Annotated in this window: 22 protein-coding genes and 1 tRNA gene; 15 read left to right on the top strand and 8 right to left on the bottom strand. The window is 57.3% G+C overall.

The window, feature by feature from the left end; translation table 11 throughout:
* Nucleotides 1-53: 53 nt before the first annotated feature.
* Complete coding sequence (gloB, locus tag ACQUTI_RS13375; protein WP_114507921.1) at nt 54-809, bottom strand: hydroxyacylglutathione hydrolase; 756 nt, start codon at nt 807-809, stop codon at nt 54-56.
* A 32-nt stretch (nt 810-841) separates the two neighbouring features.
* Between gloB and ACQUTI_RS13370 the strand changes: the two genes are divergently transcribed.
* A complete protein-coding gene (locus ACQUTI_RS13370; RefSeq protein ID WP_004204619.1) occupies nt 842-1,564 on the top strand; it encodes a class I SAM-dependent methyltransferase in 723 nt (240 codons plus the stop codon).
* On the opposite strand, the gene rnhA is transcribed toward ACQUTI_RS13370, so the two are convergent.
* Nucleotides 1,561-2,028 (bottom strand): ribonuclease HI, encoded by a 468-nt coding sequence (gene rnhA / locus ACQUTI_RS13365; protein WP_004204620.1) that lies wholly within the window; start codon nt 2,026-2,028, stop codon nt 1,561-1,563. The genes ACQUTI_RS13370 and rnhA overlap by 4 nt on opposite strands.
* Before the next feature lie 64 nt (nt 2,029-2,092).
* On the opposite strand from rnhA, the gene dnaQ reads away from it, so the two are divergent.
* Both dnaQ and ACQUTI_RS13355 read left to right on the top strand, forming a co-directional pair.
* Nucleotides 2,093-2,824 carry a DNA polymerase III subunit epsilon gene (dnaQ, locus tag ACQUTI_RS13360; protein ID WP_004204621.1) on the top strand — a complete coding sequence of 244 codons (732 nt, stop codon included), beginning with the start codon at nt 2,093-2,095 and terminating at the stop codon, nt 2,822-2,824.
* Nucleotides 2,825-2,957: 133 nt separating this feature from the next.
* A tRNA-Asp gene (locus ACQUTI_RS13355) sits at nt 2,958-3,034 on the top strand.
* 59 nt (nt 3,035-3,093) lie between these two features.
* Here the strand turns inward: ACQUTI_RS13355 and ACQUTI_RS13350 are convergent.
* Nucleotides 3,094-3,975, bottom strand: a complete 882-nt coding sequence (locus ACQUTI_RS13350) for a LysR family transcriptional regulator (RefSeq protein WP_012968890.1) — start codon at nt 3,973-3,975, stop codon at nt 3,094-3,096.
* 103 nt (nt 3,976-4,078) lie between these two features.
* Between ACQUTI_RS13350 and eamB the strand changes: the two genes are divergently transcribed.
* On the top strand, nt 4,079-4,669 hold the full coding sequence (gene eamB, locus ACQUTI_RS13345; protein ID WP_004204623.1) for a cysteine/O-acetylserine transporter: 591 nt from the start codon (nt 4,079-4,081) through the stop codon (nt 4,667-4,669).
* Nucleotides 4,670-4,697: 28 nt separating this feature from the next.
* On the opposite strand, the gene ACQUTI_RS13340 is transcribed toward eamB, so the two are convergent.
* The 3 genes from ACQUTI_RS13340 to fadE form a co-directional block, all read right to left on the bottom strand.
* Nucleotides 4,698-5,798, bottom strand: a complete 1,101-nt coding sequence (locus tag ACQUTI_RS13340; RefSeq protein ID WP_043521487.1) for an AI-2E family transporter — start codon at nt 5,796-5,798, stop codon at nt 4,698-4,700.
* A gap of 249 nt (nt 5,799-6,047) precedes the next feature.
* Nucleotides 6,048-6,818: an amidohydrolase gene (locus ACQUTI_RS13335; protein WP_004204628.1), complete on the bottom strand. Its 771-nt coding sequence runs from the start codon at nt 6,816-6,818 to the stop codon at nt 6,048-6,050.
* 178 nt (nt 6,819-6,996) lie between these two features.
* Nucleotides 6,997-9,441 carry an acyl-CoA dehydrogenase FadE gene (gene fadE / locus ACQUTI_RS13330; RefSeq protein WP_108450671.1) on the bottom strand — a complete coding sequence of 815 codons (2,445 nt, stop codon included), beginning with the start codon at nt 9,439-9,441 and terminating at the stop codon, nt 6,997-6,999.
* A gap of 239 nt (nt 9,442-9,680) precedes the next feature.
* Between fadE and lpcA the strand changes: the two genes are divergently transcribed.
* A complete protein-coding gene (gene lpcA, locus ACQUTI_RS13325; protein WP_004145825.1) occupies nt 9,681-10,262 on the top strand; it encodes a D-sedoheptulose 7-phosphate isomerase in 582 nt (193 codons plus the stop codon).
* Between the two features lie 74 nt (nt 10,263-10,336).
* Nucleotides 10,337-11,104 (top strand): class II glutamine amidotransferase, encoded by a 768-nt coding sequence (locus ACQUTI_RS13320; protein ID WP_004204630.1) that lies wholly within the window; start codon nt 10,337-10,339, stop codon nt 11,102-11,104.
* Here ACQUTI_RS13320 and dpaA read toward each other — a convergent pair.
* Nucleotides 11,075-11,815, bottom strand: coding sequence for a peptidoglycan meso-diaminopimelic acid protein amidase (gene dpaA / locus ACQUTI_RS13315; protein ID WP_122543338.1), 741 nt, complete (start codon nt 11,813-11,815; stop codon nt 11,075-11,077). The genes ACQUTI_RS13320 and dpaA overlap by 30 nt on opposite strands.
* 411 nt (nt 11,816-12,226) lie before the next feature.
* Between dpaA and ACQUTI_RS13310 the strand changes: the two genes are divergently transcribed.
* The 7 genes from ACQUTI_RS13310 to nqrM are packed head-to-tail and all read left to right on the top strand — an operon-like array spanning nt 12,227 to nt 18,287.
* Nucleotides 12,227-13,570, top strand: a complete 1,344-nt coding sequence (locus ACQUTI_RS13310; RefSeq protein ID WP_064188071.1) for a Na(+)-translocating NADH-quinone reductase subunit A — start codon at nt 12,227-12,229, stop codon at nt 13,568-13,570.
* 3 nt (nt 13,571-13,573) lie between these two features.
* The gene (locus tag ACQUTI_RS13305; RefSeq protein WP_004204634.1) at nt 13,574-14,812 is read left to right on the top strand and encodes an NADH:ubiquinone reductase (Na(+)-transporting) subunit B; all 1,239 of its coding nucleotides are present in this window, start codon (nt 13,574-13,576) and stop codon (nt 14,810-14,812) included.
* On the top strand, nt 14,805-15,599 hold the full coding sequence (locus ACQUTI_RS13300) for a Na(+)-translocating NADH-quinone reductase subunit C (protein WP_032455592.1): 795 nt from the start codon (nt 14,805-14,807) through the stop codon (nt 15,597-15,599). The genes ACQUTI_RS13305 and ACQUTI_RS13300 overlap by 8 nt, the downstream gene beginning before the upstream one ends.
* On the top strand, nt 15,592-16,230 hold the full coding sequence (locus ACQUTI_RS13295) for an NADH:ubiquinone reductase (Na(+)-transporting) subunit D (protein ID WP_002889716.1): 639 nt from the start codon (nt 15,592-15,594) through the stop codon (nt 16,228-16,230). Before ACQUTI_RS13300 ends, ACQUTI_RS13295 begins: the two co-directional genes overlap by 8 nt.
* Nucleotides 16,231-16,236: 6 nt before the next feature.
* Nucleotides 16,237-16,833: an NADH:ubiquinone reductase (Na(+)-transporting) subunit E gene (nqrE, locus tag ACQUTI_RS13290; RefSeq protein ID WP_004177335.1), complete on the top strand. Its 597-nt coding sequence runs from the start codon at nt 16,237-16,239 to the stop codon at nt 16,831-16,833.
* A 12-nt stretch (nt 16,834-16,845) separates the two neighbouring features.
* Nucleotides 16,846-18,069 carry an NADH:ubiquinone reductase (Na(+)-transporting) subunit F gene (nqrF, locus tag ACQUTI_RS13285; protein WP_004204637.1) on the top strand — a complete coding sequence of 408 codons (1,224 nt, stop codon included), beginning with the start codon at nt 16,846-16,848 and terminating at the stop codon, nt 18,067-18,069.
* Nucleotides 18,070-18,071: 2 nt separating this feature from the next.
* A complete protein-coding gene (gene nqrM, locus ACQUTI_RS13280) occupies nt 18,072-18,287 on the top strand; it encodes a (Na+)-NQR maturation NqrM (RefSeq protein WP_122543337.1) in 216 nt (71 codons plus the stop codon).
* Between the two features lie 236 nt (nt 18,288-18,523).
* On the opposite strand, the gene ACQUTI_RS13275 is transcribed toward nqrM, so the two are convergent.
* Nucleotides 18,524-19,384: a glycerophosphodiester phosphodiesterase family protein gene (locus ACQUTI_RS13275; protein WP_122543340.1), complete on the bottom strand. Its 861-nt coding sequence runs from the start codon at nt 19,382-19,384 to the stop codon at nt 18,524-18,526.
* A gap of 159 nt (nt 19,385-19,543) precedes the next feature.
* Here ACQUTI_RS13275 and dinB point away from each other — a divergent pair, with 159 nt between their 5' ends.
* Together dinB and ACQUTI_RS13265 are read left to right on the top strand one after the other, a co-directional pair.
* Nucleotides 19,544-20,599 carry a DNA polymerase IV gene (dinB, locus tag ACQUTI_RS13270; protein WP_004204641.1) on the top strand — a complete coding sequence of 352 codons (1,056 nt, stop codon included), beginning with the start codon at nt 19,544-19,546 and terminating at the stop codon, nt 20,597-20,599.
* Nucleotides 20,600-20,601: 2 nt separating this feature from the next.
* Nucleotides 20,602-21,048, top strand: a complete 447-nt coding sequence (locus ACQUTI_RS13265; RefSeq protein ID WP_023319792.1) for a GNAT family N-acetyltransferase — start codon at nt 20,602-20,604, stop codon at nt 21,046-21,048.
* Nucleotides 21,049-21,072 lie beyond the last annotated feature (24 nt).

The following is a 21,072-nucleotide window of genomic DNA, read 5'->3' as shown; positions in this document are numbered from 1 at the left end:
TTAAAAGACGACCAAGGATAACGGCGAAGTTAGCCGATGACAAGAATTAAATGTCAGAATTCGTCTTTCTTTGACCTTAACCACGCAAATCGCGCTACAGAGTGTTGCAATTTTGTTTCTTTGTTAATTTTATCAATTAAATCAACATCATTTACGCGTAAAAATAAATTTATACGCCGCTCGTTTTTCAGAATTACGGGTAGTGTCTTTTGTTTTTTTGCACGTAACTCATTAACTTTATGATAGTAATCGTTTATGTCCCTATCATCAGGCAGGATACTCAACGCAAACTTCATATTCGCTAACGTATATTCATGTGCGCAACATATAATGGTTTCTGCAGGAAGGGCGTTAATTTTCATAAATGATTGATACATTTGCTCTGCGGTGCCTTCGAACAGCCTTCCGCAGCCGCCGGAGAACATCGTGTCGCCGCAAAACAGATAAGGTTCGCTGTAGTAACAGATATGTCCTAATGTGTGACCTGGCGTGGAGAAAATGGAAAAATCGTGACCCAGAATTGACAACCGATCGCCATCGTCTACTACCTGAGTAACCCCCTTATCCTGGGTTTCTGCCGGCCCGTAAACCACCAGAGAGGGGAATTTTTCACGTAATTGTTTTACGCCGCCGACGTGATCCTGATGGTGATGGGTCAGTAAAATGGCCTCGGGCTGCCACTGGTTTTCCTCGATTGCCGCCAGAACCGGCGCGGCCTCGCCCGGATCAACGATGATGCAGCGGCCGTGATTCTCAATGAGAACCCAGATGTAGTTGTCCTGAAACGCGAGAATACTGATAAGATTCATAAATTACCTCTAAAGCGTAGCGGAAGGTGGCAATGAAGCCGGCAAGGATACCTCATACAGTGACAGCGCCTGAGCATTGGTCCAGTATGCCGTGGGGCGAATACTATCGCGAAACGCTTGAACAGCAGATGAAGCCATGGCTGGCTAAATTATATGGCTTTCATCTGCTTAAGATTGGCAATCTGAGCGCGGAAATCAATACCGAAGCTTGCGCCATCTCGCACCAGGTGAATGTCTCGCTGGCGGGAAACCCAATGCAGGTCCGGGCCGACCCGCTGCATTTGCCCTTTGCCGAAAAGTCCGTCGACGCCTGCCTGCTGGCGCATACCCTGCCGTGGTGCAGCGATCCGCATCGCCTGCTGCGGGAGGCCGATCGCGTCCTGATCGATGATGGCTGGATGATCCTGACCGGGTTTAATCCGGTGAGCCTGATGGGGTTGCGTAAGCTGGTGCCGGTCCTGCGCAAAGGCACGCCGTACAACAGCCGTATGTTTACGCTGATGCGCCAGCTGGACTGGCTGTCGCTACTCAACTTTGAAGTGCTGCACTATGGGCGTTATCAGGTTTTACCCTGGTCGCGCCACGGCGGCAAACTGCTGAGCACCCATCTGCCAGCGCTGGGCTGTTTGCAATTGATTGTCGCCCGCAAACGGACCATTCCGCTGACGCTCAATCCGATGAAATCCGGTAAAGCGAAAACCCAGCTGCGGCCAGCAGTAGGCGCCACCCGGCAGTGGCGCAAGGGGCAGAATTAGCTCTCCGGCTGGTAGCCGATGTCGTCCTGAGTGGGATGGGAGGCCGCCGCGCGGGCCAGCTCGTCGCAGCGTTCGTTTTCTGGATGGCCGGCGTGGCCCTTCACCCACTCCCATTTGATCTTATGCTGGCCAAGCGCGGCGTCCAGCCGCTGCCAGAGGTCGACATTCTTTACCGGTTTTTTCTCTGCCGTTTTCCAGCCGCGCTTTTTCCAGTTGTGGATCCACTGGGTGATCCCCTGGCGGACATACTGGCTGTCGGTGCTGAGCACCACTTCGCAATGCTCTTTTAACGCTTCGAGAGCGACGATCGCCGCCATCAGTTCCATGCGGTTATTGGTGGTCAGACGGTAGCCGGCGCTGAAGGTCTTTTCGTGCTGGCGGTAGCGCATGATGGCGCCGTAACCGCCGGGTCCTGGATTTCCCAGGCAAGAGCCGTCGGTGAAAATTTCTACCTGTTTGAGCATCTCTGGTAGACTTCCTGTAATTGAAATCGATTTGTAAACGATAAGTCTGACATAAATGACCGCTATGAGCACTGCAATTACGCGCCAGATTGTTCTCGATACCGAAACCACCGGTATGAACCAGATCGGGGCGCACTACGAAGGACACAAGATCATTGAGATCGGCGCCGTGGAGGTGATCAACCGCCGCCTGACCGGTAACAATTTCCATGTCTATCTGAAGCCCGATCGGCTGGTGGATCCTGAAGCATTCGGCGTGCACGGGATCGCCGATGAGTTCCTGCTGGACAAACCCACCTTTGCCGATGTGGCTGATGAGTTTATGGATTACATCCGCGGCGCGGAGCTGGTGATCCATAACGCCTCGTTCGATATCGGCTTTATGGATTATGAGTTCGGTAAGCTGAACCGCGGCATTGGAAAAACCGAGACCTTTTGTAAAATCACCGACAGTCTGGCGCTGGCGCGGAAAATGTTCCCCGGCAAGCGCAACAGTCTGGATGCGTTATGTTCGCGCTACGAAATAGATAACAGCAAGCGGACGCTGCACGGGGCATTACTCGATGCCCAGATCCTTGCCGATGTCTATTTGATGATGACCGGCGGCCAGACGTCGATGGCGTTCTCTATGGAAGGCGAAAGCCAGCAGCAGGCGGGAGAGATGGGCATTCAGCGCGTCGTCCGCGCCGCCAGCCAGCTACGGGTGGTTTATGCCTCTGATGAGGAGCTGGTGAACCATGAATCCCGCCTCGATCTGGTACAGAAGAAAGGCGGAAGCTGCCTGTGGCGTGCCTGATAGCCACTCAAATGGATTAAAAGTAGGCGGTTGGGCGATTTTTGCAGCAAACGATTCAAAACGGTAGAAAAAGCGTTGACGGGGTAGAGGGGAATCCGTAATATTCGCCTCGTTCCCAACGGAACAACAACGCGGAGCGGTAGTTCAGTCGGTTAGAATACCTGCCTGTCACGCAGGGGGTCGCGGGTTCGAGTCCCGTCCGTTCCGCCACTATTCAGAAAGCCTGAATCAGCAATGATTCAGGCTTTCGTCGTTTTCGTCGCCGAATTTCAGCGCGCCTCTTGTTCCTCCTGCATACACTGCATGAATACCCGCATCGCAGGACTGATTGCTTTCCCGGCGTGATGGGCGCAGAGCGCATGGATCGTCAGCGGCGTCTCGCTGAACGGCAGCTCGACCAGCGTCCCGCGTTTGAGTTCCTCCTCTACCGCAAAGCGCGGCAGGAAGCTCACCCCCAGATTGCCCGCCACGCACTGTTTGATGCTTTCAATACTCCACAGTTCGATGGTGTTCTCCATGGTAATGCCGCGCTGGCGCAGGGTACTTTCAAAAATCTGCCGGAACACGCACTGGGGCTCGTTGATGATAAAGCTCAATGGGATATGCTGCCGCGGGCGCAGGAAGTCGACCGGCGCCTGATCGACTGACGCGACCAGCGCCAGCGGCTGCGGGCCAAGTTCCATCATGGTGAGTGCATCATCGTTGCCAACCCGGTAAAACACCCCCAGGTCGACTTCGTCAGCGAGCAGCGCATCACGGATGCTGTAGCAATTGAGCGACTGCAGTGACAGGCGGACCTTCGGGGCGCGTTGTTTAAAACGCTGCAGCACCGGCGGCATTTTGTACGCCAGCAGGGTTTCACCAGTGGCGACGCGAAGTTCGCCGCCGGGTTCATCGTCCTGGCGCGCCGCCTGGCGAATCGACGCCATCACTTTGGTCAGATCGTAGACGTGCGGCAGGACATTTTTACCGGCGGCGGTGAGACACATCCGCCGGCCAATTTTCTCAAACAGCGGGATAGCAAGCTCCTGCTCAAGCTGCTGGATATGAAAGGTTACGGTGGACTGGGTGCAGCACAGTTTCTGCGAGGCGCGCAGAAAGGATCCTTCTTCGACAACCGTTTTGAAAGTGATAAAGCGTCGCAGATCCATATTTCCTCTTTATATCGACATTCTCGAATTCAGAATGAAAAAACATTCATTTTTTTAAATTATCAGCTTCGGGTACTGTCTGCCAGTCAAGAGGAGAAAACACGTGACACCTACCCTGATTAGCGCCTTTTTAACTTACACTTTGATCACCGCCCTGACGCCCGGGCCCAACAATATCCTGGCGCTGAGCAGCGTCACCGCGCACGGCTTTCGACGGAGCATGCGGGTTCTGGCCGGCATGAGCCTGGGGTTTGTGATCATCATGCTGATTTGTGCCGGGCTGACGTTCACTCTCGTTACCCTGGATGAGGGGATAACCTCCCTGCTACGCTGGGTCGGCGCGGGGTATATCCTGTGGCTGGCCTGGCACATTGCGCGTAGCGACCCGGCCAGCGGTGGGCAGGAGGAGCGGCCTGTCAGCTTCTGGGCCAGCCTGGGGCTGCAGTTTGTGAATGTAAAAATTATCCTGTACGGCATCACGGCCCTGTCGACCTTTGTTCTGCCGGTGACTCGCGAGCCATTCTGGCTGGTGATGATAAGCCTGTTGCTATCAGTAATAGGCGTTGCCGGCAATCTTTGCTGGGCGCTGGCCGGTCATCTGTTTCAGCCGGTGTTCGAACGCCATGGAAGAGGGTTAAATCTGCTGCTGGCGCTGCTGCTGGTCTGGTGCGCGGTACGAATGTTTATGGAATGAATTAAGGGAGCGTAACGCTCCCTTGAGGTTATTTATCCTGCGGCAGAGCGGGTTGCCCTTCATTTACCCAGGTCATGAAGATCCTATAACCGATGGCCAGCAGGGTGGCGCCGAGAAACATACCGAGAATGCCGTTAGAGGCCATTCCGCCGAGGGCGCCCAGCAGCACTACCGGCATTGGCGCGTCGACTCCGCGCCCCAGCAGCAGAGGTTTGAGCACGTTATCGGCCATACCGGCGACGATCAGCAGGATGGTGTAGAAGATATCCATTCCGGTACTGTGGGTGCCGAGACTCCACATTAGCGCAATGGCCGGGGCCGTCACCAGGATCACCGGCACCTGGGCAATGCCGAGGATCAGGGCCAGAATAAAGAAGATCCCGACGGCGGGAATGCTGGCCATCAGCATGATCACGCCGACCAGCAGCGCCTGGATCAATGCCACCCCGATAACGCCCTGGGCGACCGCGCGGATGGTGCTGGTGCACAGGCGGGTGAGGGTCACGCCTTTATTTTCATCGGTAATACGGATGGCAATACGCTGGGCGCTGATGGCGCCCGCGGCGCCCCAGGCCATCATAATGCCCGAGACGATAAACGAAATAATAAAGCCAATCAGTCCGCCGCCCATGCTGGCTAATATGCTGAGGAACTGTTTGGCAATATCGCCGATTTGCGAACGGTAATTGCTGAGCAGTCCCGGGAGATCCACGGAAGCCCGCATCCACAGGGCGCTAAGCCGCTCGCCAACGATCGGTAAAGAGGCAATTCGTGAAGAGGGCGGGGGAATGGTAAAGCTCTGGCTACCCATCTTGTCAATCATGGCGCTGGCGCTTTCCGCCAGCGAGGTGATCATTAGCACCGTGGGGATAACAATCAGTAAAATACCTAACAGCACCAGCACCACCGACGCCAGTCCCTGTTTGCCCGCTAACAGTCTGGCAAAATACTGATGTAAAGGATAGAGCGCCACGGCCAGAATCAACGCCCAGAGCATCATATTGACGAAGGGAGAAAAGACGGTAAAACAGAATGAGGCCAGCGCCAGAATAAGACCGAACCGAATAAACATATCGAGAAAGCGGGTGACCAGCCGTTTTTCTATTAACTGAAGATTATTATTATCCATTTTCCATTACGCTCATTAAATATTCATACGCCAACGCTCAGCCGGGTTCAACAAAACAAGCTGGCAATAGAAAACTCATGATTTACAAAGCAGAAGTGAATTGAAAATGATCTCCGCCCGTTTGGTTGTGGGGTCTTTTAATGAGTGTAGAACAGAAATGAAAGGCGCCCTGTAAATATTCTGTTGGGCGCTGCAAGAGGAAATTCCGCTTTCTTTTCCCGCAGAAGGGGGGAAGAAAGCGGAGGGGGATTAATCCAGAGTAAAAGGATCGGCATCGCGCCAGGCGGGGAATTTTTCACGATATTCCTGCAGGGCGCTCAGCGACAGTTCGGCGTCAAGACGAGTGGCCTGATGCGGATCGGCGGTGGCGACAATCTCCCCCTGGGGACTGATAACCCGGCTATCACCGCGGTAATGATGACCGTTGCCGTCGGTGCCGACCCGGTTACAGCCGGCGACGTAGGCCTGGTTCTCAATCGCGCGGGCGACCAGCAGCGACTGCCAGTGCAGCGAGCGCGGCGCCGGCCAGTTCGCCACATACAGCGCCAGATCATAATCGTTAAGGTTACGCGACCATACCGGGAAGCGCAGGTCGTAACAGACCAGCGGCAGGATCCGCCATCCGCGCCATTCAAAGACCACGCGCTTGTCCCCGGCCTCATAGTGATGGTGTTCATCCGCCATACGAAACAGGTGCCGTTTATCATAATGATGAACCGTGCCGTCAGGCTCGACCAGCAGGAAGCGGTTAACGGCCCCGCGCTCAGTTTGCAGCGCGGCGCTGCCGGCGATCAACGCCTGGGTTTGCGCCGCCCGGGCATGCATCCACGCCACCACCTCGGCCTCGGGTAAAGACTGTTTTGCCGCTTCCATCGCAAAGCCGGTGGTAAACATCTCAGGTAAAACAATGATATCGCGCCCGACAATCCCTTCCAGTTGGCGATCAAAATGGCGCAGGTTAGCAGGGCCGTCCATCCAGACCAGCGGTTGTTGCAACAGCGTAATTTTCAGACCAGGCACAATGGTCAACTCCATTCTCATGAGGGGGTTAGGTTAACTGTAACACCTTATCAGCCTCGCGGCGGTCCGCGGAATATTTTGTTAAAAAAATGCTACTGACAGAAGCCACGGAGGAGGGGGGGACGAAAAAAAGGCGGGGAAAATTCCCCGCCCGGCCTGTGATGTGGTGATTGTTTTATTATGCGGCTTCAACGTTGCGAACTTTTTCCGGCAGCTTTACCGGCTTTGTCGCCAGCTCCTCTGGCGCAAAGTCGTCGACGTTAATGCTGCGCAAGCGACTGTGCTCTGCGCGGGTCAGAATGGCGGCTTCTTCCTGATTTATTAATCCTTTGGCCAGCGCGTTGTGTGCCAGCTCATCCAGACGGGTGAACGGCAGGTTTTTACCCAACTCTTTGCAGATCCGCTGGTGGATAGGATCGGCCGCCATCACTTCCAGCAGGGCCTCTTCCAGCAGACCAACCGGGTTATGCTCGCTCGGCGTCAGGTACTGACCGCGACCGATGCGGGAGCGGGTGGCGCTGGGCACCTGCAGAATTTTAGCGACTTTATGGTCCAGCTTATCCGACGGCGCATGATGATGACGCCCGGTCGGGAAGATGACCAGCCGCATTGCGCCAGCCACCAGACGGTTGGGGAAGTTTTTCAGCAGATCGTCGATGGCCTGCTCGGCCTGGTGCAGCGCATCCTGCACTCCCCAGTGAACCAGCGGCAGATCGGCTTCATTGCGTCCTTCATCGTCATAGCGTTTCAGCACCGCCGAGGCCAGGTACAGCTGGCTTAACACATCCCCCAGACGCGCGGAGATACGTTCGCGACGCTTGAGACTGCCCCCCAGCACCGCCATCGAGACGTCTGACAGCAGCGCCAGGTTCGCGCTCAGGCGGTTCATTTGCTGATAGTAGCGGCGGGTGACGTCGCGGGTCGGCGCGCTGCTGGTGCGTCCGCCGGTCAGGCCCAACCAGAAACTCCGTACTTTGTTGCTGCCGACGTGGCCGATATGTTTGAACAGCAGCTTGTCATAGGCGTTCAGGTCGTTGCTCTGCGCGGCGGCCATCTCCTCCAGTACGTATGGATGGCAGCGAATCGCACCCTGACCGAAGATCATCATGCTGCGGGTCAGAATGTTCGCCCCTTCCACGGTGATGGCGATAGGCGCGCCCTGATAGGCCCGGGCGAGGAAGTTGCCTTCGCCCAGCATAATGCCTTTCCCGCCGGTAATATCCATTGCGTCGATAATGGAGCGCTGGCCGCGGTGGGTGCAGTGATATTTCACGATCGCGGAGAGCACCGCCGGTTTCTCGCCGAGCATAATGCCGTAGGTGATAAGCGACGCCGCAGCGTCCATTACATAAGCATTACCGGCAATGCGCGCCAGCGCCTCTTCAATCCCTTCCATTTTACCGATCGAGATTTTGAACTGGCGGCGAATATGGGCGTAAGCCCCGGTAGCCATAGCCACCGATTTCAGGCCGCCGGTGGAGTTGGATGGCAGAGTAATACCGCGGCCCACCGACAGACATTCAACCAGCATGCGCCAGCCCTGACCGGCCATCCCCGGCCCACCAATGATGTAATCGATCGGCACGAAGATATCTTTGCCGCGGGTTGGGCCGTTCTGGAACGGGACGTTAAGCGGGAAGTGGCGACGGCCAATTTCCACGCCCGGGGTGGAGGTCGGGATCAGCGCGCAGGTGATGCCCAGCTCTTCTTCTCCCCCCAGCAGACGATCCGGGTCAGAAAGTTTAAACGCCAGTCCCAGCACGGTGGCGATAGGCGCCAGCGTAATGTAGCGTTTGTTCCATGTCAGGCGCATACCCAGCACCTGCTGGCCCTGCCAGTCACCCATGCAGACCACGCCGGTATCCGGAATGGCCCCGGCGTCAGAGCCCGCTTCCGGGCTAGTGAGAGCGAAGCAGGGGATCTCCTGCCCGCGCGCCAGACGCGGCAGATAATGGTTTTTCTGCTCTTCGGTACCGTAATGCTGCAGCAGCTCGCCCGGCCCCAGTGAGTTCGGGACGCCGACGGTGATCGCCAGAATGCCGGAGACGCCAGAGAGCTTCTGCAGCACCCGCGACTGGGCATAAGCGGAGAATTCAAGCCCGCCATACTCTTTCTTAATGATCATCGCGAAGAAGCGATGCTCTTTCAGATACGCCCACAGCTCCGGCGGCAGATCGGCCATTTCGTGGGTGATGGCGAAGTCGTTGGCCATCCGGCAGGCTTCTTCCACCGGGCCGTCGAGGAAGGCTTGCTCTTCGGCGGTCAGACGCGGCTGCGGATAGTTATGCAGCTTGTGCCAGTCAGGGTTGCCGCGAAACAGATCCCCTTCCCACCAGGTGGTCCCGGCGTCGATGGCTTCTTTTTCAGTACGCGACATCGGCGGCATCACCTTGCGGAAAGCGCGAAACGCCGGTGCGGAAATCATGGATTTACGCATAGGCGCAAAGTTAAACGGCAACAGAATGATCGCCAGCGGCAGCAGCAGCCAGATATTCCACAGACCGGCCGCGCCGAGCGCTGCGGTCCAGGCGAGCAAGATCACGCTGCTGAGCAGCAGGCTGACCCGGTGATAGAAGAGCGCACCGAGTAAAACAACGGTTGCAACAATACTCAAAATCATCATAGAGAAATGCTCCCTGTGCTTGTAGGAGGTCTGACCACTTGTGATGTATTGGTTGTAGTGCATGCTTTTTTATTTAGCAATGTGTTTACAAAATAATTACAACCTTGCTCACATTGTTGTATGCAAAAGCGGCACATAAAATCAAAAGGGCGGGGGATAACGCTGCCTGCTGCTTCTCGCTTCGGCGGCTATCCGGTACACTGCCAGGGTTATTCCACTCATACTGAAGGATTATCCTCATGTACCAGGATCTTATTCGTAACGAACTGAACGAAGCCGCGGAAACGCTGGCTAACTTTCTGCAGGACGAAGCCAATATCCATGCTATCCAGCGTGCCGCTGTCCTGCTGGCGGATAGCTTTAAGGCGGGTGGTAAAGTGCTGTCCTGCGGTAACGGCGGTTCCCATTGCGATGCGATGCATTTTGCGGAAGAGCTGACCGGACGTTATCGCGAAAACCGCCCGGGTTATCCGGCCATTGCGATCTCCGATGTCAGCCATCTCTCCTGCGTGAGCAATGATTTTGGCTATGAGTATGTATTCTCCCGCTACGTTGAATCCGTCGGCCGCGCGGGCGATGTGCTGCTTGGCATCTCCACCTCCGGCAACTCCGGCAACGTTATCAAGGCCATAGAAGCCGCGCGGGCGCAGGGGATGAAAGTGATCACCCTGACCGGTAAAGACGGCGGTAAGATGGCCGGGAGCGCCGATGTTGAAATTCGCGTGCCGCACTTTGGCTACGCCGACCGCATTCAGGAGATCCACATCAAAGTGATCCATATCCTGATTATGCTGATCGAAAAAGAGATGGCGAAAGGCTAACAGGCAGGTGAGTGTGTACTGTTGACGGCGGCCTCGCTTCGGCGCCGTCGTGATTTGTGATGGTGAGGTGATCTATGTGCGAACTGCTCGGGATGAGCGCCAATGTGCCAACAGATATCTGTTTTAGCTTTACCGGGCTGGTACAGCGCGGAGGCGGGACGGGGCCGCATAAAGACGGCTGGGGCATCACCTTCTATGAAGGCAAAGGCTGTCGCACATTCAAAGATCCGCAGCCGAGCTTTCAGTCGCCGATCGCGAAACTGGTCCAGGATTACCCGATTAAGTCCTGTTCCGTCGTCGCGCATATTCGTCAGGCCAACCGCGGGATGGTGGCCCTGGAGAATACGCATCCGTTCACCCGCGAGCTGTGGGGGCGCAACTGGACCTACGCGCACAACGGGCAGCTCAAAGGCTATAAATCGCTGAAAACCGGCAATTTCCACCCGGTAGGTGAAACCGACAGTGAAAAGGCCTTCTGCTGGCTGCTGCACCGCTTAACCGAGCGCTACCCGCGTACGCCGGGCAATATGCTGGGCGTATTTAAGTATATCGCCACCCTGGCGGGGGAGCTGCGTGAGAAAGGGGTGTTCAACATGCTGCTATCGGACGGACGCTATGTGATGGCGTTCTGCTCGACCAACCTGCACTGGATCACCCGGCGGGCGCCGTTCGGCGTGGCAAAACTGCTGGACCAGGATGTGGAGATCGACTTTCAACGCGAGACCACACCCAACGATGTGGTCACGGTTATCGCCACGCAGCCGCTGACGGCCAATGAGACCTGGCATAAGATCATGCCAGGCGAGTGGGCGTTATTTTGTCTCGGGGAGCGTATAGTTTGAGGCCAGCTGCGGCTGGACAACCTCATGGCTGAGCGGCTTGCTCACCACATAGCGGCCGTCGGTCACTGATACGATCGGCGGTTTGTGGGTCTGCTGGAAATAATCATAGCCAGGCTTTAGCTGTTTCCAGAAATCCGCATAGTAGGAGTATTTGTGGCGTTCCATATTGGCGTTGGTCATGCGGAACGGATAGATACTCACCTGCACGCTTGGCTGACCGAAGACTAAGGCGCCGGTCACGAACTGGAAGATCTCATCGATCCCGCGGTCGGTCATGGCGTAGCAGCCGACTGATACGCAGTCGCCGTGGATCATCAGGTATTTCCCTTCATAACCATGGGCGCGATCGTAGGCGTTCGGGAAGCCGATATTAATCGCTTTATAGAAGCGACTGTCGGGTTTGAGCTGGCTGCGGGTGACGTTATAGAACCCTTCCGGGCTCTTAAAATCGCCCTGGCGCTGTTTCGGGCCCAGGCCACCGGAGTAGTTGCAGATCCGATAGCTGTCGAGGAGCTGGTAGGTCTCACCCATTTTGACGTAAAGGTCGAGCATGCGCTCTTCTTTAAAGATCTCAATGTAAACCGGTGAACCCATTAATTGCTGCTTATATTCTTTGCTAACCGGCGTCGTCGGGCTGTTGCTGCTGAGCAGCCCGGCAAATGACACGCACGGCAGCAGAAGCATCGCAATAAATAATGCGATTTTGCGCATACTGCTTGTTCCTTGATAAAACAAAATAGCCACATTGCCAGGACGGCAAGAGAGACCCGAAATCAGAGTTTTCTGGATTTAGAGCGCTCACATTAGCATCACGGCATTTTTTCGCAAGGGCGACGTGGCGGCGTTTACAATTCCGCCTCACTTTATACCCTGACGGCGACGAAAACACAGTGAGAACTTTGCGCAATAGCTCCCATTTTAGAAGCACTTATCGCCCCTTGCGCTACAGCCGCCGCTCACGAAATGTTACACTTGCGCCGGTTCATCACCAGAGTAAGAAAGGATGCTTCTCTTCCGTCCTGAGCGCTACTGGCGCCGTTTTGCCCTTTCTTCTCTACCATTCTGTCAATAAGCTGGCCCCGGCCTGCGTCGGGGTTGAGGTTACGGATACCTGCTAACGATATGATTAAAATCACGAAAGGGCTGGATTTGCCCATAGCTGGCATGCCATTACAGCAGATTTCTTCCGCGCCAGCGGTGAAGCGCGTCGCGCTACTCGGCGAAGAGTACGTCGGCATGCGTCCCGCCATGGCGGTCAAAGAAGGCGATCGGGTCAAAAAAGGTCAGATCCTGTTCGAAGATAAAAAGATCCCCGGCGTCTGCTTTACCGCCCCGGCGAGCGGGGTCGTCAGCGCGATCCACCGCGGTGAACGGCGCGTGTTGCAGTCGGTGGTGATTGATATCGAGGGCAATGACGCGGTGGCGTTTACCCGTTACGCCGCGGACGCGCTGGCTGAACTGCCGCGCGACACCGTGCAGCAGCAGCTGTTGGCGTCGGGCCTGTGGACGGCGCTGCGCACCCGGCCATTCAGTAAAACGCCGCGCCCGGGCAGCGTGCCGGCTGCTATCTTTGTTAACGCCATGGATACCAATCCGCTGGCGGCGGAGCCGCAGCCGATTATTCTGGCCGAACGGGCCGCTTTCGACGCCGGCCTTACCGTGCTGACGCGTCTGACCGACGGGAAAGTCCACGTCTGCCAGCCCAGCGGCGGTAAGCTCGGCGGTCATCCAGCTGGCCAGGTCTGTTTTAACCAGTTCACCGGGCCGCACCCGGCGGGGCTGCCGGGAACGCATATTCACTTTCTGGAGCCGGTGAGCCTGAATAAGCAGGTCTGGCACCTCAATTATCAGGACGCGATCGCCATTGGTAAGCTTTTCCTTGAAGGTGAGCTGAACTGCGAGCGGGTGATTGCGCTCGGCGGCCCGCAGGTGAAGTCGCCGCGGCTGGTCAAAACGACGCTGGGCGCCAGTCTGGACGATCTGCTGGCGGGCGAGCTGGAGGAGGGGGAAAACCGCGTCATTTCCGGCTCGGTGCTCAGCGGCACCCGCGCCCATGGCCCTCACGCCTTCCTTGGGCGCTTCCATCTGCAGGTGAGCGTGGTCAAAGAAGGGCGGGAAAAAGAGCTCTTCGGCTGGGTGATGCCGGGCAAAGAGAAATTCTCGATAACCCGCACTACGCTTGGCCATTTCTTCAAGCGCAAGCGCTTTCATTTCTCCACCGATACCCACGGCGGCGAGCGGGCGATGGTGCCGATCGGCAACTACGAACGGGTGATGCCGCTGGATATCCTGCCGACCATACTGCTGCGCGATCTGCTGGCCGGGGACACCGACAGCGCTCAGGCGCTGGGCTGTCTGGAGCTGGATGAAGAAGATCTGGCGCTCTGCACCTACGTCTGCCCCGGGAAGTATGAATATGGCCCGGCGCTGCGCAGCGTTTTAACCCGGATTGAGCAGGAAGGATAAGAGATGGGCTTAAAGCATCTGATTGAAAAACTTGAGCCGCATTTCACGCACGGCGGCAAGCTGGAAAAATATTACCCGCTGTATGAGGCGGCGGCGACCATCTTCTACACTCCAGGCCAGGTCACCCGCGGCGCGGCGCACGTGCGCGACGCCATCGACCTCAAGCGGATGATGATCCTCGTGTGGTTTGCCGTATTCCCGGCAATGTTCTGGGGCATGTACAACGTTGGGCTGCAGACCATTCCGGCGCTGCATAAGCTTTACGGCGCCGAACAACTGCAGCAGGCGATCGCCAACAACTGGCACTACAGCGTCGCCCAGTGGTTAGGGGTGAGCTTCAGCGCCGACGCCGGCTGGCTGAGCATGATGACCTTAGGCGCGGTCTTCTTCCTGCCTATCTATATCACCGTCTTTATCGTCGGCGGCTTCTGGGAAGTGCTGTTCGCTATCGTGCGCAAACATGAGATCAACGAAGGCTTCTTTGTCACCTCGATTCTGTTTGCGCTGATCGTCCCGCCCACGCTGCCGCTATGGCAGGCGGCGCTGGGGATCTCCTTCGGGGTGGTGATCGCTAAGGAGATTTTCGGCGGCACCGGGCGCAACTTCCTCAACCCGGCGCTGGCGGGGCGCGCGTTCCTGTTCTTCGCCTATCCGGCGCAGATCTCCGGCGACCTGGTGTGGACGGCAGCGGACGGTTTCTCCGGCGCGACGCCGCTCTCCCAGTGGGCCAGCGGCGGCGGTGAAGCGCTGGTTAACGTCGCTACAGGCATCCCGGTGAGCTGGATGGACGCCTTCCTCGGCAATATTCCGGGCTCGATTGGCGAAGTTTCAACGCTGATGATCCTGATCGGCGGCGCGATCATTCTCTTTGGCCGCGTCGCGTCCTGGCGCATCGTCGCCGGGGTAATGATCGGCATGATCGCCACCGCCACCCTGTTTAACGTTATCGGCTCCGACACCAACCCGATGTTCGCTATGCCATGGTACTGGCATCTGGTGCTCGGCGGCTTTGCCTTCGGCATGATGTTTATGGCGACGGACCCGGTATCCGCCTCGTTTACTGATAAAGGGAAATGGAGTTACGGCGTGCTGATCGGCGTGATGTGCGTGCTGATCCGCGTGGTGAACCCGGCTTATCCGGAAGGGATGATGCTGGCGATCCTCTTTGCCAACCTCTTCGCACCGCTGTTCGACTACCTGGTGGTGCAGGCCAATATTAAGCGGAGGAAGTCGCGTGGCTGAGAAGAAAAGTAACGATAGCATCGGCAAAACGCTGCTGGTGGTGCTGGTGCTTTGTCTGGTCTGCTCCATCGTAGTAGCGGGCTCGGCCGTCGGGCTGAAATCCCGCCAGCAGGCGCAGCGGGCGCTGGATAAGCAGCGTAATATCCTGGCAGTGTCAGGGCTGATGCAGCCCGGCATGGATGCTGATGCGGTCGCCGACACCTTCGCGGCGCGCATTTCGCCGCGACTGGTGAATCTGGCGACCGGTGAGCTGCTGGAGAAAGACCCGTCAAAATTCAATCAGGCCCAGGCGCTGAAGGATCCGCAACAGAGTATGGCGCTGGACGCCAGCCAGGATCCGGCTGGTATAAAGCGACGCAGCAACCTCGCGGAAATTTACCTGGTGCGTGACGCGCAGCAGAAGATTGAGCAGGTGGTGCTGCCCATTTATGGCAACGGCCTGTGGTCGATGATGTATGCCTTCGTGGCGCTGGACGTCGATGGCCGCACGGTAAAAGGCATTACTTACTACGATCAGGGCGAAACGCCGGGGCTGGGCGGCGAAGTGGAGAACCCGAACTGGCGCCAGCAGTTTGTCGGCAAGCAGGTGCTGGATGACAACGGCATGCCGGCGCTGAGAGTGGTCAAAGGCGGCGCGCGCGCTGGTGACCTGCATGCGGTTGATGGCTTATCGGGCGCCACGCTGACGTCAAATGGCGTACAGCACAGCTTTGATTTCTGGATGGGTGAACTGGGCTTTGGTCCGTTCCTGAAAAAGGTGCGTGAAGGAGGGCTGAACAATGGCTGAACAGAGCGATATGAAAGAGGTGAAGCGCGTGCTAGTGGGCCCGCTCATCGCCAATAACCCCATCGCCCTGCAGGTGCTGGGCGTCTGCTCCGCGCTGGCGGTCACCACTAAACTGGAAACCGCCTTCGTGATGACCATTGCGGTAACCCTGGTGACGGCGTTCTCCAGCATGTTTATCTCGATGATCCGCCACCACATTCCCAACAGCGTGCGCATCATCGTGCAGATGGCGATCATCGCCTCGCTGGTTATCGTGGTGGATCAGCTACTGCGGGCTTTCGCCTATGAGACTTCCAAGCAGCTGTCGGTATTCGTCGGGCTTATCATCACCAACTGCATCGTGATGGGCCGCGCCGAAGCTTACGCTATGAAGTCGCCGCCGCTGGCCAGCTTTATGGACGGTATCGGCAACGGTCTCGGCTACGGCGCGATCCTGATTATCGTCGGCTTCCTGCGCGAGCTTATCGGCAGCGGCAAGCTGTTCGGGATCACGGTGCTGGAGACGGTGCAGAACGGCGGCTGGTATCAGCCGAACGGCCTGTTCCTGCTGGCGCCGAGCGCGTTCTTCATTATCGGTTTGCTGATCTGGGCCCTGCGTAGCTGGAAGCCTGAACAGCAGGAAAAGGAGTAATCGATGATGGCTCATTACATTAGCCTGTTTGTCCGCGCGGTGTTCGTTGAGAACATGGCGCTGGCCTTCTTCCTCGGGATGTGTACCTTCCTCGCGGTGTCGAAAAAGGTCTCCACCGCCTTCGGCCTCGGCGTTGCGGTGACGGTGGTGCTGGGTCTTGCCGTACCGATCAACAACCTGGTGTATAACCTGGTGCTGCGCGACGGCGCGCTGGTGGAAGGGGTGGACCTCAGCTTCCTGAACTTCATCACCTTTATCGGGGTGATCGCCGCGCTGGTGCAGATCCTCGAGATGATCCTCGATAAGTACTTCCCGGCGCTATACAACGCGCTGGGGATCTTCCTGCCGCTGATTGCAGTTAACTGCGCGATTTTTGGCGGTGTGTCGTTCATGGTGCAGCGTGATTACAACTTCCCGGAATCCATTGTCTACGGCTTCGGCTCCGGCATCGGCTGGATGCTGGCGATTGTGGCGATGGCGGGGATCCGCGAAAAGATGAAGTACGCCAACGTGCCTGCCGGCTTGCGCGGGTTAGGGATCACCTTTATCACCACCGGGTTGATGGCGCTGGGCTTTATGTCCTTCTCCGGCGTGCAGCTATAAGGGCGTATAAGTATGGAAATTATTCTTGGCGTCGTGATGTTCACGCTGATTGTGCTGGTACTGTCGGGGCTTATCCTGGCAGCGCGCTCAAAGCTGGTGAACGCGGGCGACGTGGTTATTGAGATCAATAACGAAGCGGATAAGCAGATCCGCACCCCGGCGGGGGATAAGCTGCTGAACACGCTGTCGAGCAACGGGATTTTTGTCTCCTCCGCCTGCGGCGGCGGCGGCTCCTGCGGCCAGTGTCGGGTGACTATCAAAGAGGGCGGCGGCGATATCCTGCCGACCGAGCTTTCGCATATTACCAAACGTGAAGCCAAAGCCGGCTGCCGTCTGGCTTGCCAGGTCGCGGTGAAGCAGAACATGAAGATTGAGCTACCGGAGGAAATCTTCGGTGTGAAAAAATGGGAGTGCGAAGTTATCTCCAATGATAACAAAGCCACTTTCATTAAAGAGCTCAAGCTGCGGATCCCGGAGGGGGAGGTGGTGCCGTTCCGCGCGGGGGGCTATATTCAGATCGAATGTCCGCCGCATAAAGTGGCCTATGCTGACTTCGATGTTCCGGATGAATACCGCTCGGACTGGGACAAGTTCAACCTGTTCCGCTACGTCTCTGAGGTGAAAGAGCCGACCCTGCGCGCCTACTCGATGGCTAACTATCCGGAAGAGAAGGGCATCATTATGCTCAACGTGCGCATTGCGACGCCGCCGCCGAAGGTGCCGGATGCCCCGCCGGGGATCATGTCGTCCTATATCTGGTCGCTGAAGCCGGGCGATAAGGTGACGATTTCCGGGCCGTTCGGCGAGTTCTTTGCCAAAGAAACCGACGCTGAGATGGTGTTTATCGGCGGCGGCGCCGGGATGGCGCCGATGCGTTCGCATATTTTCGACCAGCTCAAGCGCCTGCACAGCACACGCAAAATCAGCTTCTGGTACGGAGCGCGCTCGCTGCGCGAGATGTTCTACGATGATGAGTTTGAACAGCTGGCGCGGGATAACCCGAATTTTACCTTCCACGTCGCGCTCTCCGATCCGCTGCCGGAAGATAACTGGACGGGGCATACCGGCTTTATCCATAACGTTCTGTACGAGAACTATCTGCGCGATCACCCGGCGCCGGAAGACTGCGAGTTCTACATGTGCGGGCCGCCGGTAATGAATGCCGCGGTGATTAAGATGCTGAAGGACCTGGGCGTCGAGGACGAGAATATTCTGCTCGACGACTTTGGAGGCTGACGATGCTGACGGTGTTTGTCGGAACCTTTGTGATTTTTGCGTTGGTGATCCTCGGGATGTCGCTGGGCTACCTGGTGAAGCGCAAGAGCATTCAGGGCAGCTGCGGGGGGATCTCCTCGCTGGGGCTGGAGAAAGTCTGCGACTGTCCTGAGCCCTGCGACGCGCGTAAGAAACGTCTCGCCCGCGAGGCGCAGCGCCAGCAGCGGCGTATTTTGTAATCTTTGGCCATTTTGGCCCGGAGGCGCTGCGCTTGCCGGGCCTGCTGCTTCGGTTTTGTAGGCCGGGTCAGGCGCAGCCGCCACCCGGCATAAAGCGGCTCCGTGCCCGGTGGCGCTGCGCTTGCCGGGTCTGCTGCTTCGGTTTTGTAGGCCGGGTAAGGCGCCAGCCGCCACCCGGCAACAACATGCCAGCAATGTGAGGCCGCTTTCGTGGCCTTTTTTCTCCCTTTGCGCCCTTACTGCCAGCTTTTCGCCTGCGCCGGGGAATCAACCATCACGCCGTCAGCGCCCAGCGCCTTCGCCGTGCGGTAATCTTCCGCACTGTTGATGCCGAAGAAGATAATGTGCGCTTTGCCCTGCGAGCGGAAGCAATCCATCGCCTCTTTATCCCAGGTGAGCGTCGCCGGGGAGATCCCTTCTCCAAGGGTGAATTTCTCCACCACCTCTACCTTGCGCTTCAGCTCCAGCCCATACCACTGTTCGCCTTCGCGCTGGCTGGCAGGCTGGCACTGATGGCTGAGCGAAATACTGGCGAGCCTGGTGCGGGTTTCGCTACGGGTGACGAAGCGGGGAATAGCCGGCGGCAGCGCGGCGATATAGCGGTCTTCGGTGGAATAGACCCGCACGCGATTGAGGCTGTGCGTGGCTTTTAACACCGCAAGCAGGTGCTCGCCCATCACGATCGGGTCGGCATCCGGAGATTTAATGTCGATGTAGAAGAACGTGTGCGGCCATTGCTGCAAAACGGCTTGCAGCGTGGGAATGGTGGCCTGCTTGCCGCGCCAGGGGTGGCTGTCATCACCCCATTTCCAGCCGGCATCGACTTTCGCCAGCTCGGCGGCGGTCAAACTGGAAACTTTGCCCTCGCTATTGGTCAATGCGGAAAGATCGCTTGACCGGTAGAGCACCGGCACGCCGTCGCGGCTTAACTGCACGGTGACCCAGATGGCCTCAGCGTTATTCTCCAGCGCCAGCTTGATCGCTGGCAGGGTATTTTCCGGCGCATCGCCGGTGCCGCCGCGGTGGGCAATCAGCTGTGGGGCTGCCCAGGCGCCGGCGGTGGCCAGCAGGCAAAGTGCGGTAAGTATTTTCTTCATGATTACACCTTCCAGATTCATTGGTTAACTTTATGAAAATAAACATAATTCATTGCATTTTTATGTTTTGACCGCTTTTTTAGCCGATGAAATAAAAAAAGCATCAAATTCGCAGCGAGTTTTGCTATGCTGTATGGGTATACAGTGTTGAGTCTGACGATGCGTAAAATTATCCATGTCGATATGGACTGTTTCTTTGCGGCGGTGGAGATGCGCGACAACCCGGCGTTGCGCGATATCCCCCTCGCAATAGGCGGCAGTCGGGTACAGCGTGGCGTGATTAGTACCGCGAACTATCCTGCGCGCAAGTTTGGCGTGCGCAGCGCTATGCCGACGGCGACAGCGCTCAAGCTGTGCCCGCATCTCACACTGCTTCCCGGCCGCTTCGATGCCTACAAAGAAGCCTCGAACCATATCCGCGAAATTTTCTCCCGCTACACCTCGCGCATTGAGCCGCTGTCGCTGGATGAAGCCTATCTTGACGTCAGCGACAGCGTGCATTGTCACGGGTCGGCCACCCTGATAGCCCAGGAGATCCGCGAAACCATTGAACGGGAGCTGCGCCTCACCGCCTCGGCGGGGGTGGCGCCGGTGAAGTTTCTTGCCAAAATCGCCTCTGACATGAATAAACCCAACGGCCAGTTCGTTATCGCTCCCCATCAGGTGGCTGAGTTTGTGCGGGCGCTGCCGCTGGCGAAAATACCCGGCGTCGGGAAGGTATCGGCAGCGAAGCTGGAAAATATGGGCCTGCGTACCTGTGGCGATGTGCAGAACAGCGATCTGGCCATGCTGCTTAAGCGCTTCGGTAAATTTGGCCGTATTTTGTGGGAGCGTAGCCACGGGATTGATGAGCGGGAAATCCATAACGACCGGCAGCGCAAGTCGGTGGGCGTGGAGCGCACCCTAGCGGAAGATATTCACGAATGGCCGGAGTGCGAAGCGATAATCGAAAACCTCTACCCGGAGCTGGAGCGCCGGCTGGCGAAGGTTAAACCGGACCTGCTGATCGCCCGTCAGGGGATTAAACTGAAATTCAATGACTTCCAGCTGACCACCCAGGAGCACGTCTGGCCGCGGCTGAACAAAGCGGATCTGATTGCCACCGCGCACAAGGCCTGGGATGAGCGCCGTGGCGGACGTGGCGTGCGTCTGGTTGGGCTCCACGTAACGCTGCTCGATCCGCAGCTGGAAAGGCAGCTTTTATTAGGGATTTAACCATGCACATTCGCCCTTACCACGACAGCGATTTGCCACTGCTCTGCCAGATCTTTCTGCGCGCGGTGCGGGAAACGGCCAGCCGGGACTATACCCCGGCGCAGATTGCGGCCTGGGCGCAGGTGGATGAGACGCGCTGGCGGCAAAAGCTGGCTGATTCAATCGGGCTGGTGGCGGAAGTAGAGCATCAACCGGTTGGCTTTATCACCGCCATCGGGACGCATATCGATTTACTCTTCGTCTCGCCGGATCATGGCCGGCAGGGTATCGGCGGCGCGCTTATCGAGGCGCTCTGCGCTCAGTATCCTGCGCAAATCCTGACGGTGGACGCCAGCATTACGGCAAAGCCCTGTTTTACAGCCCATGGCTTTAAGGTGGTGGCTGAGCAGCGGGTAGCGGCGCGCGGAGAGTGGTTTATTAACTACCGGATGGAAAGCGCGGGTCGCTAAGGTGAGGCGGGTGAAAAACCGGCG

The organism is Klebsiella sp. 7-CIP_Kleb., from assembly GCF_050378655.1.
In the GTDB taxonomy this organism is placed as follows: Bacteria; Pseudomonadota; Gammaproteobacteria; order Enterobacterales; family Enterobacteriaceae; genus Klebsiella; species Klebsiella quasipneumoniae.
This window is presented reverse-complemented; position numbering and strand designations above follow the sequence as displayed.